Annotated in this window: 16 protein-coding genes; 13 read left to right on the plus strand and 3 right to left on the minus strand. The window is 52.9% G+C overall.

The window, feature by feature from the left end; translation table 11 throughout:
- Positions 1-20: 20 nt before the first annotated feature.
- The 3 genes from B5D58_RS03555 to B5D58_RS03570 form a co-directional block, all read right to left on the minus strand.
- A complete protein-coding gene (locus B5D58_RS03555; protein ID WP_011111588.1) occupies positions 21-1,064 on the minus strand; it encodes a FecR domain-containing protein in 1,044 nt (347 codons plus the stop codon).
- Between the two features lie 5 nt (positions 1,065-1,069).
- The gene (locus tag B5D58_RS03560; RefSeq protein WP_011111589.1) at positions 1,070-1,573 is read right to left on the minus strand and encodes a sigma-70 family RNA polymerase sigma factor; all 504 of its coding nucleotides are present in this window, start codon (positions 1,571-1,573) and stop codon (positions 1,070-1,072) included.
- 395 nt (positions 1,574-1,968) lie between these two features.
- The gene (locus tag B5D58_RS03570; protein ID WP_011111590.1) at positions 1,969-2,586 is read right to left on the minus strand and encodes a DNA-3-methyladenine glycosylase family protein; all 618 of its coding nucleotides are present in this window, start codon (positions 2,584-2,586) and stop codon (positions 1,969-1,971) included.
- A gap of 280 nt (positions 2,587-2,866) precedes the next feature.
- Here B5D58_RS03570 and mraZ point away from each other — a divergent pair, with 280 nt between their 5' ends.
- From mraZ to B5D58_RS03635, 13 genes are all read left to right on the plus strand, one after another.
- A complete protein-coding gene (gene mraZ, locus B5D58_RS03575; RefSeq protein ID WP_011111591.1) occupies positions 2,867-3,313 on the plus strand; it encodes a division/cell wall cluster transcriptional repressor MraZ in 447 nt (148 codons plus the stop codon).
- Positions 3,314-3,328: 15 nt separating this feature from the next.
- The gene (rsmH, locus tag B5D58_RS03580) at positions 3,329-4,282 is read left to right on the plus strand and encodes a 16S rRNA (cytosine(1402)-N(4))-methyltransferase RsmH (protein WP_011111592.1); all 954 of its coding nucleotides are present in this window, start codon (positions 3,329-3,331) and stop codon (positions 4,280-4,282) included.
- Positions 4,279-4,569, plus strand: a complete 291-nt coding sequence (gene ftsL / locus B5D58_RS03585; protein WP_011111593.1) for a cell division protein FtsL — start codon at positions 4,279-4,281, stop codon at positions 4,567-4,569. Before rsmH ends, ftsL begins: the two co-directional genes overlap by 4 nt.
- Entirely contained in the window at positions 4,566-6,308 is a 1,743-nt protein-coding gene (locus tag B5D58_RS03590) for a peptidoglycan D,D-transpeptidase FtsI family protein (RefSeq protein ID WP_011111594.1), read from the plus strand. Before ftsL ends, B5D58_RS03590 begins: the two co-directional genes overlap by 4 nt.
- Positions 6,305-7,870, plus strand: a complete 1,566-nt coding sequence (locus tag B5D58_RS03595) for a UDP-N-acetylmuramoyl-L-alanyl-D-glutamate--2,6-diaminopimelate ligase (RefSeq protein ID WP_011111595.1) — start codon at positions 6,305-6,307, stop codon at positions 7,868-7,870. The genes B5D58_RS03590 and B5D58_RS03595 overlap by 4 nt, the downstream gene beginning before the upstream one ends.
- On the plus strand, positions 7,867-9,225 hold the full coding sequence (locus tag B5D58_RS03600; RefSeq protein WP_011111596.1) for a UDP-N-acetylmuramoyl-tripeptide--D-alanyl-D-alanine ligase: 1,359 nt from the start codon (positions 7,867-7,869) through the stop codon (positions 9,223-9,225). The genes B5D58_RS03595 and B5D58_RS03600 overlap by 4 nt, the downstream gene beginning before the upstream one ends.
- Before the next feature lie 86 nt (positions 9,226-9,311).
- Complete coding sequence (gene mraY, locus B5D58_RS03605; protein WP_011111597.1) at positions 9,312-10,397, plus strand: phospho-N-acetylmuramoyl-pentapeptide-transferase; 1,086 nt, start codon at positions 9,312-9,314, stop codon at positions 10,395-10,397.
- Positions 10,394-11,809 carry a UDP-N-acetylmuramoyl-L-alanine--D-glutamate ligase gene (gene murD, locus B5D58_RS03610; protein ID WP_011111598.1) on the plus strand — a complete coding sequence of 472 codons (1,416 nt, stop codon included), beginning with the start codon at positions 10,394-10,396 and terminating at the stop codon, positions 11,807-11,809. Before mraY ends, murD begins: the two co-directional genes overlap by 4 nt.
- Positions 11,810-11,813: 4 nt before the next feature.
- Positions 11,814-12,980, plus strand: coding sequence for a putative lipid II flippase FtsW (gene ftsW, locus B5D58_RS03615; RefSeq protein WP_011111599.1), 1,167 nt, complete (start codon positions 11,814-11,816; stop codon positions 12,978-12,980).
- 64 nt (positions 12,981-13,044) lie between these two features.
- Entirely contained in the window at positions 13,045-14,118 is a 1,074-nt protein-coding gene (gene murG / locus B5D58_RS03620; protein WP_011111600.1) for an undecaprenyldiphospho-muramoylpentapeptide beta-N-acetylglucosaminyltransferase, read from the plus strand.
- Positions 14,108-15,529 (plus strand): UDP-N-acetylmuramate--L-alanine ligase, encoded by a 1,422-nt coding sequence (gene murC, locus B5D58_RS03625; protein ID WP_011111601.1) that lies wholly within the window; start codon positions 14,108-14,110, stop codon positions 15,527-15,529. Before murG ends, murC begins: the two co-directional genes overlap by 11 nt.
- Positions 15,530-15,539: 10 nt before the next feature.
- On the plus strand, positions 15,540-16,535 hold the full coding sequence (murB, locus tag B5D58_RS03630; protein WP_011111602.1) for a UDP-N-acetylmuramate dehydrogenase: 996 nt from the start codon (positions 15,540-15,542) through the stop codon (positions 16,533-16,535).
- Positions 16,532-17,449, plus strand: coding sequence for a D-alanine--D-alanine ligase (locus B5D58_RS03635; RefSeq protein ID WP_011111603.1), 918 nt, complete (start codon positions 16,532-16,534; stop codon positions 17,447-17,449). The genes murB and B5D58_RS03635 overlap by 4 nt, the downstream gene beginning before the upstream one ends.
- Positions 17,450-17,454: the final 5 nt, after the last annotated feature.

Genomic DNA, 17,454 nt, shown 5'->3' on the forward strand with positions numbered 1-17,454 from the left:
TTGGTATTGAAACAGGATGATCAGCGATCACCACGTGCACGAATGGCGACCCAATAACGGGTCAGGCTGTATATTTCGATAGGATGCACGTGCAACAGCATATCGAGCACACGCTCGGTGTCTTCGATGGGATAAATGCCGGACACTTTCAGATGGCTCAGTTCAGGGTCGCAACTCAGGTAGCCCGGCCGGTAACGTGCCAGTTCATCAATAAAATCGGTCAGCGGCATTTCCTGGACGACCAGCATCCCGGTTACCCAGGAAGCGGCATGGGTATCGATCGTCTGCGGAGTTTCAATGGCGTTGCGAGTAAAGCTTATCTGTTCTCCCGCCTGTAAAACACGGGCTTGATCCGAAGCATCAGCAGGCCGGATCTCGACCATTCCTTCAAACAGGCTGACATGGCTGTCATTTTCCCGCTGGCGGACAGCAAAACGGGTACCCAGCGCGCGCAACCTTCCCTGATCGGTTTCAACGATGAAAGGCTGCCCGGTACCCGAAGCGGAATCAGGCGCCGTGGTCACAAGTATTTCTCCCCGGATGAGGGTGACCAGCCGTATTGCATTGTCAAAGTGTACATCGATGATGCTGGCGGTATTGAGCATGATCCGCGTACCATCAGCCAGTACGATGGTACGGCGTTCACTGGTAGCGGTGCGATGATCGGCATGCCATTCACGCCAGACGGGATTGTCACGCAGCAGCCAGGTACTGGTGCCCGTAAAAGCTATCACACCCAGTAATTTGATGGCCCGGCGTCGGGCATGCCGTTTTTCGGTATCGTCCCGGATCAGAGTGCCATGCGCCAAGGGTGAATGCATTGCACGCATCTGGGTAGCAGATGCTTCGATATGCTGCCAGGCACGTTCATGGTCAGGGTGTACGTCACGCCACTGCTGCCATTTGGCACGTGTAGCCTGAGTGGTATTGGGTGCTTGTAGCATTACGAGCCACTTTGCCGCCTGCAAAGTGACCTGTTTAGGCAAGGGTGGACCTTCGGGTGTCGGAAAGACGGCAGTTCGATCGGATGGAAGATCAGCGCCCGATTCCGGTTCTTGAGGCATACGGGTCATTCACCGAAATAACACTGGTGTACTGCCTTGACGATATAGCGCTGCACTGTGGCCAGTGAGAGATTCAGTTCAGCGGCGATATCGGTTTGTTTCATCCCATCGACCTGTGACAATAGAAAGGCCCGGCGAACGAGTGGCGCCAGCATGTCGAGACGCCGGTCGATTTCAATCAGTGTTTCCAGCAGGATTACCCGGATTTCAGGATCGGGTGCCTGTGCCTCTGGCAGATGAGCAAGCGTTTCCAGGTAGGCAGTTTCGATTTTACGCCGCCGGTAAAAGTTCGAAACGATTCCTTGGGCAATCGTCGTCAGTAAAGCGCGCGGTTGATGAATGACTGTCGATTGTTCTCGTGCAAGCAATCGCATGAAGATATCATGCGCCAGATCGGCCGCATCGAATGAATTGCCCAGCTTGCGGTATAACCATCTTTTGAGCCAGCCATGATGGTCTGTGTAGAGAATGGTAATCTCGTTCTCAGAAGCCTCTTCCGTAGTCGACATGTATTCCTTTTCCAGCCCTGGGCGATTGTTTCACATTAAATAAGAATGATTTCTATTTAATTGTACTCAATACACACCCGTTGCTGCAATAAGGACGGCTCTCAGAAGTTCTTTTTGTCCAATGCTGCGAGCCAGTAGATCGAATTGATGGATCATTGACGAATACATCATGAAGAACCGTTGCCTGTTTATTGTCTATAAACTCAGATGTATAGGACGTTACATTAAATAGCGTATCCATCACATCGGATTATTCAGGGGCCTGAATCATCATTGCAAAGCCCTGTAGAAACGAATGAATTATTTGTACCGGAAAGAAACAGAATCCAGCAATCAATCCAATACTGATTGTGGAATAACGATCAGGCAACTCAACCAGGCGATACTGGCTTTCATCAATAGATGACCGGAATCGGATCGAGGCTTCGCCACAGGTACCAGGTGGCGACTGATCGCCAGGGTTGCCAGCTTTCAGCTATGGTCCGAATCGCCTGTTTGGCGACTGGTTGACTGGCATTGTAATGCAGGCTGACAGCGCGCTGCAGACCAATGTCATCCAGCGGCAGGACATCCGGGCGATGCAGATGAAAAATCAGGAACATTTCTGCCGTCCACCGGCCAATGCCTTTTACCTCGACAAGTTTGCGGATCAGGGTTTCATCATCCAGATCGTGCCAATTGACCGTCACCAGCGTTCCTTCCAGAAAATGGCGCGATAAATCCCGCAAATAATCGACTTTCCGCGCCGATAGCCCGCATGTCCTCAATAAATCGATTTCTGTCGCAATCAATGCTTCCGGTGTGATTTCCGGAATCAAAGTCGTTACCTTCTGCCAGACACTGGCCGCCGCCTTGACGGATATCTGCTGTCCGACGATCGCACGCGCCAGTGTGGCGAAAGCATTTCCCCGTTCTTCAGGCATCGAATCGCTGTAACACTGAATGATCCGGTGCATCACCGGATCACGCGCCGATAAATCATTGACAGCCTGTTCCCAAAATACCAAAGCCATATTGATCAGAGGTTCCTAAAATATTTTCAGGTTTATACCACGCCCTGTCCCGATCCCGAAACCAGCCCTCTTTATCGAGCTGTTTTATTCGAAAAGATTATCTGAAAATTCCATTAAATCATTGTTACAACAATATAAAAATTCTTTCTTGCTCAATCATGCAAATTTTTATTGAGTAAAGTGGGTTAAAGTGGTGAAATATGCATAATTGTGGGTGTTAGTGGGGTAAATATGATTCAATCATCAAACAGGCACCTCCATTGAAATCAAAAGGGACGAAATGTTTCGTGGCTCCACCCAGTTAAGTCTCGATAGCAAGGGAAGACTTGCGATTCCCGCGAAATATCGTGATGAATTGTTTGCCAGTTGTGGAGGCAATATCGTCGTGACTGCTGATCCTTCCCGATGCCTGTTGATTTACCCTCAGCCCGTCTGGGAGCCGATTGAAAAAAAATTGAACAGCTTTCCCAGCCTCAGCCCGCAGATTCGAAGTTTGCAAAGACTCATCATCGGTAATGCCAGTGACGTTGAAATGGACAGTTCCGGCCGTATTCTGATCAGCGCCCCTCTGAGACAGTTTGCCGGTTTGCAGAAAGAAGTCGTGCTCGCGGGGCAGGGTGAGAAATTTGAACTCTGGGATATGGCGAAATGGGATCTGGAAATCGATACAGCAACGACCTACAAGGATGGAGATATTCCCCCCGAGCTGGAAGGATTCTCGCTGTAGTGCGCCGATAGTGCCGTGCATGTACCCGTTTTGCTGGAAGAAGCTGCAGATGCACTGAATATCAGAGCTGATGGTATTTATGTAGATGCAACCTTCGGCAGAGGTGGTCATAGCCGCCTGATTCTGTCCAGATTGGGAGAATCAGGACGATTGATTGCATTCGATAAGGATCCGGCGGCCATTTCTGCAGCCCGATCCATTCGGGATGAAAGGTTTCAGGCAGTACACGGCAGTTATGCACAAATACGCACAGCACTGGAGTCGCTGAGTGTAAGCCGGATCGACGGCATCCTGCTGGATCTGGGCGTGTCATCGATCCAGCTGGATGAGGCTTCACGCGGATTCAGCTTCCGCCATGATGGCCCGCTGGATATGCGCATGGACTCCAGCCGGGGAAAAACAGCAGCGGAGTGGCTGGCCACTGTGACAGAAACAGAATTGAAGGAGGTGATCAGAACCTATGGCGAAGAACGGTATGCTGGACAGATTGCAGGCGCAATTGTTATGGCACAGACACGCCAGCCCATTGTTACCACGTTTCAGCTTGCCGAGATCGTGGCAGCGGTCGTGCGCAAGTTCGGCCACCGGGACGGTCGGCAGCATCCGGCGACGCGCACCTTCCAGGCGATACGGATTCATCTCAATCAGGAACTTGAAGAATTATCGGTGACACTGCCGCAATGCGTGGAACTGCTGAATGCAAACGGCCGGCTGGTAGTAATCAGCTTTCATTCACTGGAAGATCGTATCGTCAAGCGTTTCATGCGCATGCAGGCAGGCACGGACACTTTGCCGCGAAAACTGCCTGTACGGGATGAGGAGAGTCGCATGCACAGCAGACAGACATTGCAGATCATTGGTAAAAAAATTCGCCCCGGCGAGAATGAAGTGGCTGCCAATCCGCGAGCGCGCAGTGCCGTCATGCGGGTGGCAGAAAAGCTGGAAACCGGCAGCAAGGTGGATCGATGATCAAACTGAACATTTTCCTGTTTATGGTGCTGGTTATCTGTGGTCTGGGCATCGTAACCGCCCGGTACGAATCACGCAAACTGTTCATGGAACAGGAAGAAGCTCAGCAATTGACTGAACAACTGGAAACCGAATGGAACCAACTGCGGCTGGAACAAACCACGTTGGCCATGCCTGCGCGTGTGGAAAAAATCGCGCGAAAAGAACTCGGCATGACTATGCCCCCGCCTGCCGCTGGAAATATTCTGGCGATTCATCCCGATCATTCGTCAGGTGCGACTGAATGAAAATCCTGTTCAATCCCTCTCGCAAATCCGCTGCTGTGGATCTTCCAGAATGGCGCTCTCGCCTCATACAGGGATTTTTGCTGATATCCCTGATCATACTGGTTGCCCGGGCTGTTTATTTACAAGCACTGAACAAGGATTTTCTGCAGCAGCAGGGACAGTCACGCCATCTCCGGGTCATTGAACAAAATTCCCAGCGCGGCAGCATCAAAGACCGCAATGGTGAAATCCTTGCCATCAGCGCGCCCGTCAAATCCGTATGGGTCGATCCCAAAAGAGTGAGCGCCACATCGGAACAGATCGGGCAGCTGGCCGATCTGCTGGATATGAATAAGGCCACTGTTCAGGAACGTCTCAGCAGCGATAAGCGATTTGTGTATCTGAAACGGCAACTGCCACCGGAAAGAGCAAATAAGATCGCTGAACTCAACATCAAGGGTTTGTACCTCAAGCACGAGTTTTATCGTTACTATCCATCACGCGAGCTGGCTGCCCATATTCTGGGTTTTACCGATGTAGACGGACGCGGACAGGAAGGTGTAGAACTGGCATGGCAGGATGTGCTCACGGGTGAAGACGGCAAACGGCGTGTCATCAAGGATCGGATCGGGCGTGTCGTGGAAGACGTCGGACAGATCCGATCTCCCAAATCCGGCCAGGATGTGGTGCTGTCGATCGACAGTAAGATACAGTATCTCGCTTACCGGGAACTGGCGCGTGCAGTAAAAGAGCAGCACGCCAAAGCCGGCAGTATCGTGGCCCTGGATGTCAAAACAGGTGAAGTGCTGGCAATGGCCAATTACCCGGCTTTCAACCCCAACCAGCGCGCGAGCATGAATAACGAAGTCATCCGCAATCGTGTGCTGGTCGATACTTTCGAGCCAGGTTCGACATTGAAGCCTTTTGCCATCGCCGTAGCGCTGGAAACGGGTCGCGTCAAGGCAAACACACTGATGGAAACCTCCGGCGGAATGATGAGAATAGGTAGAGCCGTCATTCGCGATGTGCGTGACAAGGGCAATCTGACTGTCTCCCAGGTCATTCAGACCTCGAGTAACGTGGGTGCAGCAAAAATTGCCCTGTTACTGCCACCCAAAACATTCTGGGAAATGCTCAACCGTTCCGGTTTCGGCACTGAAACCGGTATTGGCTTTCCCGGAGAAGCAAGTGGTCAGCTACGCGCCTATAATAAATGGCGCCCGATCGAACAAGCCACCATGTCCTACGGGCATGGTATTTCAGTCAGTCTGATGCAACTGGTACGGGCTTATACATTGTTTGCCACGGATGGAGAACTGAAACCCATCACACTGCTGAAACGCGATACGCCGGCTGTCGGCCAGAAAGTCATTTCACGTGAAACCGCACAATCCGTACGTAAAATGCTGGAACTTGCGGTGCAACCGGAAGGTACCGGCAGCGGTGCACGCATCAACGGTTACCGTGTGGCGGGAAAAACCGGTACCGCGCACAAACGTCTGGAAAAACGGAAAGGGTACGCCAGCGATCGCTATATTTCTTCGTTCGTCGGCTTTGCACCAGCATCCGATCCGCGTGTCATCATGGCAATCATGATCGATGAACCCTCTGACGGGCGTTATTATGGTGGCACGGTAGCGGCACCGGTATTCAGCCGGGTAATGGAAGGTACATTGCGAATACTGAATGTGCCATTTGATGATTCACTTGGCAATCTGGTGACGTCCCCCGTTCCCGCCAGATTGGAAGACAAAGGATGATGAGCACCTCGTCGGATTCGAGATCAGATGAAGGTCATGCAGCCTGCCTGCTGAATCAGCTGGATGTCAAAGTACGACATTTGGTGGCAGATAGCCGGAAACTCAAGCCGGGTGATACTTTCCTGGCGTGTGCCGGTGAACGTCATGATGCGCGCAACGATATTCCGCAGGCCATTGCACGAGGTGTCAACGCGATCATCTGGGAAAAGCAGGGATTTTCCTGGAAACCCGAGTGGAAGATACCCAATCTGGGTGTGGCCGGGCTGCGTCACGAAGCCGGGAAAATCGCCAGTGAAGCGTACGGTCATCCTTCCAGACATTTATGGCTGGTTGGAATCACCGGCACCAATGGCAAAACCACCTGCAGTCAATGGTATGCGCAAGCCATGGCTGCTCTGGGGAAAAAAACTGCCGTAATCGGAACGCTCGGGCATGGATTCCCGGGCGCATTATACCCTTCCGAACACACGACTCCCGATGCCGTTTATCTGCAGCAGCTGATGGCTGAATATCTGCATCAAGGAGCATCCTCACTGGTGATGGAAGCTTCCTCACATGGTCTTTCTCAAGACAGACTGATCGGATCGGAATTTGCTGTCGCCGTACTGACCAATCTGACGCGCGACCATCTGGACTATCACGACAGTATGGATGCCTATGCTGCTGCCAAGGCAAAACTGTTCTTCTGGGAAGGTTTGCAATACGCCGTCCTCAATCTGGATGAAGTACTGGGTGTAGAGCTGTCGCAACAACTGGCCGGAAAAGATCTGTCGATCATTGGTTATGGTTTCAAGCAACCTCGCCAGACTGCACAAACAGCTGGTAATCAGAAAATACTCTACGGCAGCAATCTGCAATTCACCACACAGCAGATCGGCTTCGATGTCGAATTCTGCAACCGGTACGCCAGCCTGCAGTGCAATGTGACTGGCCGCTACAATGCCTATAATCTGCTGGCTGTTCTGGCCGCCCTGCTCGCCAGCAATATCGATCTCGATGATGCAATCACCGCGTTACGACAGGTTCAGCCGATTCCCGGAAGAATGGAAAAACTGGGAGGAGGCAATCAACCCGTCGTCATTGTCGATTATGCGCATACTCCCGATGCGCTGAACGAAGTGTTGACCGGTTTGCGCGAAACACTGGCCGGCACCCGCATCAAAAAACGAATTCGGAAAAATCAGGCAAAACTGATCTGTGTCATCGGTTGCGGCGGAGACAGAGATCGTGGCAAGCGCCCGCTGATCGGAGAAATTGCCTCACGCCTGGCCGATGAAGTCATTATCACCAGCGATAATCCGCGTAATGAAAACCCTGCAGACATCATCAGCGAAGTCATGCTCGGTGCCAGTGGCAAACACTGCACATCCGAAGTGGATCGCACAGCCGCCATTTACCGGGCCATTCATGGTGCACGCAAAGGCGATATCGTACTGATCGCCGGCAAGGGTGCAGAAACCAGCCAGGAAATACAGGGAAAGAAATATCCGTATGACGATCGCGAAGTAGTACGGCAAGTATTGCATGACCTGGCCGGCCCGGAATTACAGGTGCAAGGATGATGAGCACACAGGAAGCTGCATTGGCCCTGCACGCAGACTGGTCTGGTGACAACGCCGTATTCACCGGAGTCAGCACCGACAGCCGTACCCTGAAACCGGGTGATCTCTTCATTGCGCTGTCCGGTGAGCAGTTTGACGGCCATCGTTTCATTTCCGCAGCCATCGAAAACGGTGCCGTTACAGCCATGGTTTCGGCTGACACAGCTATCCTCCCGACTCAACCTGATTTTGGCTGGATCAAAGTGAAGGATACCCGGCTGGGCCTTGGACAACTGGCGGCATCCTGGCGTCGGCGCTACACCCTTCCATTGGTAGCCGTGACAGGCAGTAATGGCAAAACCACCGTCAAGGAAATGATTGCAGCCATTTTCAGATGTGAATTCGGATTGGAGAACGTTCTTGCGACAACCGGCAATCTGAATAACGACATCGGTGTACCGCAGATGCTGTTGCAACTCGATTCCCGTCATGTTGGCGCAGTCATCGAAATGGGGATGAACCACGCGGGTGAAATCGCCTGGCTGAGCCGGCTTGCTGCACCTACGATTGCCGTGATCACCAATGCAGGCACGGCTCATATCGAATATCTGGGGACCACCGAAGCCATCGCCCGTGCCAAAGGAGAAATCTTCGAGGGGCTGGAAGAACAGGGAGTTGCCATCATCAATGCGGATGACCCCCATGCCCGGCTTTGGCGGCAGCTTGCCGGAAACAGGCCGGTTGTGGATTTCAGCATGAATGGCACTGCCGCAGTCAGCGCACGCCAGCCGGCACATCCGTCAGGCGATCGATGGCTGCTGCAATTGCCTGATGACACAATCGAAATAACGTTACAGGTGCCAGGTCGTCATAATGTTTACAACGCGCTGGCAGCGGCGGCAGCCGCCACGGCTGCTGGTATCAGCACAAGCTCGATTGCTGAGGGTTTGCACAGTTTCAGGGGTGTCCCCGGACGTCTGCAGAAAAAAACCGGGTTGAACCGGTCAGTTCTGATCGATGACACCTATAACGCCAATCCGGATTCCATGCAGGCTGCACTGAATGTCCTGGCAGAAATGCCCGGCAAAAAAATTCTGATCATAGGCGATATGGGTGAACTTGGTGCTGATACGGCAACGTTCCATCACAGAATCGGTCAACAAGCTGCAAGCGCAGGTGTGGATATATTGCTGGCACTGGGAGAATCGAGCCGGCAGGCTGTTGCAGGGTTTGGTCGCGGGGCACAGCATTTTGCCGATCTGGACACGTTGCTGGAAAAAGCGAAAAGCTGTCTGGACGAACAACATGTTTTCGTCCTGGTCAAGGGATCGCGTTTCATGCAAATGGAACGCGTGATAGAACAATTGCAGGCGTGAATGTATTTCGAAATGAAAGGCAATGAATAGCCGGACAAACACAGTTTTCCGGATTCGCAACCGGACATTACAACGGAAACCATAGAATGCTGCTGGCACTTTCTCAATGGATTGCAGAAGATATCCGCGCTTTCAATGTATTCAGTTACATCACGCTGCGTACCATGCTGGCGGCACTGACTGCGTTGAGCATTTCGTTTCTGATCGGCCCGGCCATGATACGCAGCCTGACCGCACGTAAAGTCGGCCAGTCCGTGCGCAATGACGGCCCTCAGTCTCACCTGATCAAAGCAGGCACACCGACGATGGGCGGCACACTGATCCTGACGGCTGTGATCGTGACCACACTTTTATGGGCGGACCTGAGCAATCGCTACATCTGGGTGGTATCACTGACGACACTGGGATTCGGCGCAATCGGCTGGGTAGATGATTATCGCAAGGTAATACAGCGCAATTCCAAAGGACTTTCAGCTTCATCCAAATTTTTCTGGCAATCGATCATTGCCTTGCTGGTCGCAGTGTATCTTGCCATGACAGCCGATCTTCCCCAGCACACCGAAATGATCGTTCCATTCTTCAAGGAAGTGGCCATTCCGCTGGGAACATTCCTGTTTATCGTGCTGACCTATCTGGTGATCGTTGGTACCAGCAATGCCGTCAACCTGACAGATGGGCTGGATGGTCTGGCCATCATGCCTACCGTCATGATCAGTGGTGCTCTGGCCATCTTCGCTTACGTTGCCGGCCATGCCGTGTTTGCCAAATATCTCGGTATTCCACACATTCCCAATGCGGGTGAGCTCGCGGTATTCTGCGGCGCGCTGACAGGAGCCGGTCTGGCATTTTTATGGTTCAACACCTACCCGGCGGAAGTATTCATGGGCGATGTTGGCGCTCTGGCATTAGGCGCAGCACTGGGGGTGATCACCGTCATTGTCCGGCAGGAAATCGTACTGGTCATCATGGGAGGCGTATTCGTCATGGAAGCACTGTCAGTCATGATTCAGGTGGCTTCCTACAAACTGTTCGGTCAGCGCGTTTTTCGCATGGCACCCCTGCATCATCATTATGAACTCAAAGGATGGAAGGAAAATCAGGTCGTGGTGAGGTTCTGGATCATTACCCTCATTCTGGTATTGATCGGCTTATCGACTCTGAAATTGCGATGAACTATACCGGCAAAAAAATACTGGTTCTGGGCATGGGGAAAACCGGGATTTCCATGGTCAAATGGCTTTCCCGGCTCGGTGCACAGCTGTCAGTGGCTGATACACGCACCAGCCCGCCCAATCTCGAACTGATAAGCCGGATCGTACCGGGTGAAGCCATATTCTGCGGCCCGTTGAAGGAAGAATTGTTCCAGGGGATCGATGCAATTGCCATCAGCCCGGGTGTGGCAGTAGCCGAACCACTGGTACAGGCAGCATTGCAGCAGGGTGTGCCCGTAATCGGTGATATCGAGCTGTTTGCCGTTGCACTCGATCAGTACGCACCACCGGGTACAAAAATTCTTGCGATCACCGGTTCCAACGGGAAAACCACGGTCACCAGCATGGTCGGTGAAATGGTAAAAAATGCCGGATGGGATGTGGAGGTAGCAGGCAATATCGGCCCGGCAGCGCTGGATGCACTGATGCAACGGATGGATGCAAATAAATGGCCCCATTTGTGGGCGCTGGAACTTTCCAGCTTTCAACTGGAGACCACCAGCAGCCTGCGGCCGGATGCAGCAACGGTATTGAACCTGAGCGAAGATCATCTGGACCGGTACGACAGTATCGAAGAATATGCCGCCGCAAAAGCACGGATATTTTCCCGCCCGCATAATAATGGTTGCGTGCAGATACTCAATCGTGATGATGCCAGGGTGTATGCCATGGCGGATAAAAACAGTAAACAGGTGACTTTTGGTCTATCCGCACCCGTGTCGGACGAAGAATTTGGTTTGCTCCCCGGCGGATCGGATGTATGGCTGGCACAAGGCAGTACCCATTTGCTGAAAACCAGTGAGCTTGCCGTCGCGGGACTGCATAACGCCGCCAATGCGCTGGCTGCACTGGCGTTGTGCCGGGCGGTTGATCTGCCTTTCGAGCCGTTGTTGCATGCTTTGCGTACTTTCAGGGGATTGCCGCACCGTATGCAGAAAGTTGCCGAGTTCAATGGCGTAACGTTTTACGACGATTCTAAAAGCACCAACATAGGTTCAGCTGTTGCCGCACTGAACGGGTTTCGCAAAAACGTGATTCTGATTGCAGGTGGAGATGGCAAAGGGCAGGATTTTTCCCCTCTGGAACAGCCAGTCAGCAAGCATGTGCGCAGTGTCGTACTGCTGGGAAGGGATGCAGACAAAGTTGCACAGGCCATCCAGGCCAGCAATGTACCGATACACCGGGTAACCACCATGGATGAGGCGGTACAGGTAAGCTTTCTGCTGGCAGAGCACGGAGATGTCGTTCTGCTCTCTCCCGCTTGTGCCAGTCTCGATATGTTCAACAATTACATTCACCGCGCTGAGGTTTTCACGGCTGCCGTCCGCCTGATCGAGCGCAAGTTCGTACTGACAGCACAGACATGTCATTAAACCCATGATGAGTCCATCCACTTCCGCTCCGCACAATCAGCCCATTCAGCCCGAACTGGATGTGCTGCTGGTTTCAACCGTGCTGCTTTTACTAGGGCTGGGGCTGGTCATGGTGTACTCCGCCTCGATTGCAATCGCCGAAGCGAAATTTGGTGAAGGAAGCAGTTACTATTTTCTTGCCCGGCAGGCTTCATACATACTGGCGGGAATAGCTGTCGGAATCGGTTGCTTCCGGATACCGCTGCGCTGGTGGCAGGCTTATTCTCACTATCTGCTGGGATTGGGCATCCTGCTACTGCTTGTGGTCCTGATTCCGGGAATCAGCCATGAGATCAATGGCAGCCGTCGCTGGATCCCTCTGGGAATCACCAGCTTCCAGCCTTCCGAACTGATGAAGCTGATCATTCTGATTTTTACAGCAGATTATGTCGTACGCAAAGCGGCTTTCAAGGATCATTTTTTCAAGGGTTTCCTGCCTATCCTCGCATTGCTGACCATCGTCTCCCTGTTATTACTGATGGAACCGGATCTGGGCGCCACAGTCGTTATCGCGGCCATCGTCCTGTCCATCATGTTCATGAACGGAATGAGCCTGAAAATGTTTTTCGGATTGATATGCCTGGTACCGGTACTGCTGGCGCTGCTGATCATCATCGAGCCTTACCGCATGGATCGTATCAATGCTATTTTTGATCCGTGGAACGATCCCTTCGATAAGGGTTATCAGCTCACGCATGCATTGATCGCGTTCGGACTTGGTGAATGGTGGGGAGTCGGTCTGGGAAGCAGTGTGGAAAAATTGAATTATCTGCCTGAAGCACATACCGATTTCATGTTTGCCGTACTGGCCGAAGAACTTGGTTTTGCAGGGGTCGTCACCGTGATTTCACTGTTTTTCTTTTTGCTGGTGCGTATTTTCAAAGTCGGCCGCACAGCAGCCAGACTGGGAGATCAATTCGGTTCACTGGTTGCACAGGGTATCGGTGTCTGGCTGGGTTTACAGGCTTTCATCAACATGGGCGTCAATATGGGATTACTCCCCACCAAGGGGCTGACATTGCCCTTCATGAGCTATGGCGGCAGCAGTATCGTCATCAACAGTATCGCCATCGCCATACTGCTGCGAATCGACTGGGAAAACAGACTGAAACGCAGAGGATTGAACGCATGAGAGAAGACAGCTCTGATCAGCAATATGCACCGCACATGGAGTTCATACCTTGTCTCGCACGATCATGATCATGGCAGGCGGGACCGGAGGGCATGTATTTCCAGGGCTGGCAGTTGCCCGTTCCATGCAGGCGAACGGCTGGCGAATCGTCTGGCTGGGTACCCGTAACGGTATGGAAGCCGCACTGGTGCCACAGCACGGTTTCTCCATCGAATTGATCAATTTTTCCGGGTTGCGCGGCAAAAAGCTGAGCAGCTATCTGTTACTGCCATGGAGGCTGGCACAAGCCTGCTGGCAAAGTTTCCGGATATTGCGCCGTCAGCAACCGCAGGTGGTATTAGGGATGGGGGGCTACCCGGCATTGCCCGGAGGAATCATGGCCGTTTTACTTGGAAAACCTCTGCTGATTCACGAGCAAAACAGAATCGCCGGCCTGACCAACAAGATACTGGCAAAAATTGCCGATCGTATCTTGTTGGCATTCCCGGGTGCCCTCACAAGCCCGGAAAATAAAACCCGGGTTACCGGCAACCCGGTACGCACAGAAATCGCCCGGCTCCCGTCACCGGAAGCACGCTATGCACACCGGACGGGCAATTTGCACATCCTGGTGGTTGGTGGCAGCCTCGGCGCACAAGTTCTGAACACCGTGCTGCCACAGGCTTTGAGTATGATTCCTGAAGATCAGCGACCATACGTGACTCACCAGTCCGGGAAAGCTCACCTCGACGCTCTGCAGCAGGCTTACGCCGACCATGGCGTCACAGGAAATCTGGTGGCATTCATCGAGAATATGGCTGCACATTATCAGGATTGCGATCTGGTGATCTGCCGTGCCGGTGCCCTGACCATTTCTGAACTGGCAGCCGCAGGTGTTGCCAGTATTCTGATACCGTATCCTTACGCGGTAGATGATCACCAGACAGCCAATGCCCGGTTTTTGAGCGACTACCAGGCGGCTGTTTTATGGCCGCAATCAGAGTTGACAGCCGCTTCACTTGCACAATGGCTGATGACCTGTTCACGCGCACAATTACAGTCCATGGCAACCCATGCACGTGCACTGGCCATGCCTGAGGCTGCACAAACGGTGGCTGAAGCCTGTCAGCAATTATCGGGACAAACCAATGAAGCATAAAATCAGACATATCCATTTCGTAGGAATCGGCGGCTCCGGTATGGGCGGCATCGCCGAAGTACTGATCAACCTGGGTTTCCAGATCAGCGGTTCAGATATGCACAGCAATTCCACCACCAGGCGCCTGCAGTGCCTGGGTGCTGTCATTCATCACACCCATGCAGCCGAAAATATTCAATCTGCTGATGCCGTCGTTATCTCGACCGCTATCCATTCTGATAACCCGGAGGTGATTGCAGCACGCGAACGGCGTATCCCTGTAGTACCTCGCGCCATGATGCTGGCAGAGCTGTTGCGCCTGCGCCGCGGTATTGCCATCGCCGGCACTCATGGCAAAACCACCACCACGAGTCTGGTTGCCAGTATCCTGGCGGAAGCAGGCCAGGATCCGACATTTGTCATTGGTGGCAAGCTCAAGACGGTCGACAGTCATGCCAGATTGGGCAAGGGTGAATTCATCGTGGTCGAGGCGGATGAATCCGATGCTTCATTCCTCTACCTGCAGCCGGTTCTGACGGTGGTAACCAATATCGATGCCGATCACATGAGCACCTACGAGCATGATTTCAACCGGCTCAAACAGACCTTTGTCGAATTTATCGAACACCTGCCCTTTTACGGTATGGCAGTACTGTGCGTGGACGATCCCCACGTGCGTGAAATCATTTCCATGATTACCCGGCCAGTAACCACGTATGGCATCGCATCGGAAGATGCGCAGATATGCGCCACCAACATCCGGCACGATCGCTGCAGAATGCATTTTCTCGCCCATATTGGAGTCAATGGCTCACCGCGAACATTGGAAGTCACACTCAACCTCCCGGGTAAACATAATGTTCTGAATGCACTGGCTGCCATCGCTGTCGGTAACGAACTGGGCGTACCGGATGAAGCAATCGTAAAAGCATTGGCCACCTTTGGCGGAGTAGACAGGCGGTTTCAGCAATATGGCGAGATCCCCTTGCCGGATCAAGGATCTTTCGCCCTGATCGACGATTACGGACATCATCCTGCAGAAATTGCCGCCACGATGGCAGCTGCCCGCAATGCTTTTCCCGGCCGACGTCTGGTTCTGGCATTTCAGCCACACCGCTACAGCCGCACCCGGGATTTATTCGAGGATTTCGTCCGGGTGTTATCCGGTGCTGATGTATTGCTGCTGACCGAAGTTTATCCTGCCGGTGAAGAGCCTATCATTGCGGCTGACAGCAAATCTCTGGCACGAGCAATCAGAGTGCAGGGAAAGATCGAGCCTATTTATATCGAGCAGATCGATGAATTGAAAGCAACCATTCATACCATTGCACAAGATGGAGATGTAATACTCATCATGGGAGCCGGATCCATCGGAAAATCCGCTCCTGATCTGGCAGAACCGGCGATGAAACTGACATTGATAACAGGCTGATCAGGAAAGCATGCAGACAGAAATTCAACTGCCAATCATGGATACCCCAGATCTGCAATCCCGCACATCCGGTATCGACACACGCCTGCTGCGGGGTGAGCTGCGTCAGCATGAACCCATGAAACGGCATGTTTCCTGGCGTGCCGGCGGGCATGCCGCCTGTTTCTACCAGCCGGCCGATCTGGAAGATCTGGCCCTGTTTTTACGCCACTGGCCGAAAGATGAGCCGGTTGTCATGATCGGACTGGGCAGCAATCTGCTGGTCCGGGATGGTGGATTGCCCGGGGTAGTCATTACATTGCATGCAAAACTCAATGATCTGTCATTGGTCGAGCAGAACGAAAGCGGTGGTCTGATTTATGCCGGAGCGGGCGTCCCCTGTGCCAAACTGGCCAGATTTGCTGCCTCACATAACCTGACAGGTGCAGAATTTCTGGCAGGCATTCCCGGCACCGTTGGTGGTGCACTGGCAATGAACGCTGGTTGTTACGGCGCTGAAACCTGGGATCGGGTAGAGCGCGTCACAACGATCGATCGCAGCGGGATTGTGCGCGAACGTACACCGGAGGACTACCAGGTTGGTTATCGTCATGTCGAGTTGCAGAGAACGCCCTCGTCCGACACACCCGATGTCTGGTTTACCGGCGGCTGGTTCCGACTTCGTCCAGGTAAAATGGAAAGTTCGCGTCAGGCTGTCAGAACGCTGCTGACTGCACGCATCAAGACTCAACCCCTGGGGTTTCCCAGTGCAGGATCGGTTTTCCGGAATCCGCCAGGAGATCATGCTGCCAGGTTGATCGAACAGTGCGGTCTGAAAGGTTTCCGTATCGGTGACGCAATGGTTTCCACGTTACATGCCAATTTCATCGTCAACTGCGGTCACGCCACTGCTTCTGAAATCGAGGCAATCATCGATACCGTGCAAAATGCTGTTCACCAGGCTACCGGAATCAGACTGATCACCGAAGTTCGCATCATCGGACAGCTCGGAGGAAGTACACAGTGAACACCCGTGACGTTGGAAAAGTAGCCGTATTGCTGGGAGGACGTTCCGCTGAACGTGAAATCTCGCTGAGAAGCGGTCAAGCCGTTCTGGCAGCATTGCAGCGGAGCAGGGTGAATGCCCATGCATTCGATCCGGCCGGGCAACCTCTGGAAAACCTTCTGCAGCAAGGTTTCGATCGAGTATTTATCGCATTGCATGGCCGTTACGGAGAAGACGGTTCGGTTCAGGGTGCACTGGAACTGATGGAACTGCCTTATACCGGCAGTGGAATACTCGCCAGTGCACTGGCAATGGATAAGTGGCGCACAAAAATGATCTGGCAGGCAGCGGGTATCAATACGCCTGATTACGTCATGCTCGATGCCAGCAGCCGTTTCCGGGATGTGGCAGACAGGCTGGGATTGCCGCTGATCATCAAACCCGCCCGGGAGGGTTCGACCCTCGGATTGAACAAAGTAGACAATGAACAGGATTTTCGATCCGCTTATCAGGCAGCTGCAGAATACGATTCACTGGTACTGGCCGAACAGTTCATCCAGGGAATCGAACTGACTGCCGCCATTCTGGATGATATGCCCCTTCCCCTGGTGCGCATTGATGTGGCAGAAGGATTGTATGACTACCAGGCCAAGTATTTTTCCGAGAGCACACGCTATACCTGCCCCAGCGGGTTATCGGCAGCGTTAACCACCCGTATCCAGGAACAGGCCTTGTATGCTCACCGGATATTGGGATGTACCGGATGGAGCAGAGTGGATCTGATTCTGGATGAAAATGAACAACCTTTTTTCCTTGAAACCAATACTTCGCCAGGAATGACCGACCACAGTCTCGTGCCAATGGCGGCAAAGGCGGCAGGCATTTCCTTCGATGAACTCGTTGTTCAGATTCTGGAGCTGAGCTGTGAGCATTGAAAAGG

Origin of the sequence: Nitrosomonas europaea, assembly GCF_900167395.1 — a bacterium.
GTDB classification, from domain to species: domain Bacteria; phylum Pseudomonadota; class Gammaproteobacteria; order Burkholderiales; family Nitrosomonadaceae; genus Nitrosomonas; species Nitrosomonas europaea.

What these genes read in the sequence shown, in the direction of transcription:
- B5D58_RS03555 (WP_011111588.1), bottom strand. Translation starts at nt 1,064, where the DNA reads ATGCCTCAAGAACCGGAATCGGGCGCTGATCTTCCATCCGATCGAACT.
- B5D58_RS03560 (WP_011111589.1), bottom strand. Translation starts at nt 1,573, where the DNA reads ATGTCGACTACGGAAGAGGCTTCTGAGAACGAGATTACCATTCTCTAC.
- B5D58_RS03570 (WP_011111590.1), bottom strand. Translation starts at nt 2,586, where the DNA reads ATGGCTTTGGTATTTTGGGAACAGGCTGTCAATGATTTATCGGCGCGT.
- mraZ (WP_011111591.1), top strand. Translation starts at nt 2,867, where the DNA reads ATGTTTCGTGGCTCCACCCAGTTAAGTCTCGATAGCAAGGGAAGACTT.
- ftsL (WP_011111593.1), top strand. Translation starts at nt 4,279, where the DNA reads ATGATCAAACTGAACATTTTCCTGTTTATGGTGCTGGTTATCTGTGGT.
- B5D58_RS03590 (WP_011111594.1), top strand. Translation starts at nt 4,566, where the DNA reads ATGAAAATCCTGTTCAATCCCTCTCGCAAATCCGCTGCTGTGGATCTT.
- B5D58_RS03595 (WP_011111595.1), top strand. Translation starts at nt 6,305, where the DNA reads ATGATGAGCACCTCGTCGGATTCGAGATCAGATGAAGGTCATGCAGCC.
- B5D58_RS03600 (WP_011111596.1), top strand. Translation starts at nt 7,867, where the DNA reads ATGATGAGCACACAGGAAGCTGCATTGGCCCTGCACGCAGACTGGTCT.
- mraY (WP_011111597.1), top strand. Translation starts at nt 9,312, where the DNA reads ATGCTGCTGGCACTTTCTCAATGGATTGCAGAAGATATCCGCGCTTTC.
- murD (WP_011111598.1), top strand. Translation starts at nt 10,394, where the DNA reads ATGAACTATACCGGCAAAAAAATACTGGTTCTGGGCATGGGGAAAACC.
- ftsW (WP_011111599.1), top strand. Translation starts at nt 11,814, where the DNA reads ATGATGAGTCCATCCACTTCCGCTCCGCACAATCAGCCCATTCAGCCC.
- murG (WP_011111600.1), top strand. Translation starts at nt 13,045, where the DNA reads ATGATCATGGCAGGCGGGACCGGAGGGCATGTATTTCCAGGGCTGGCA.
- murC (WP_011111601.1), top strand. Translation starts at nt 14,108, where the DNA reads ATGAAGCATAAAATCAGACATATCCATTTCGTAGGAATCGGCGGCTCC.
- murB (WP_011111602.1), top strand. Translation starts at nt 15,540, where the DNA reads ATGCAGACAGAAATTCAACTGCCAATCATGGATACCCCAGATCTGCAA.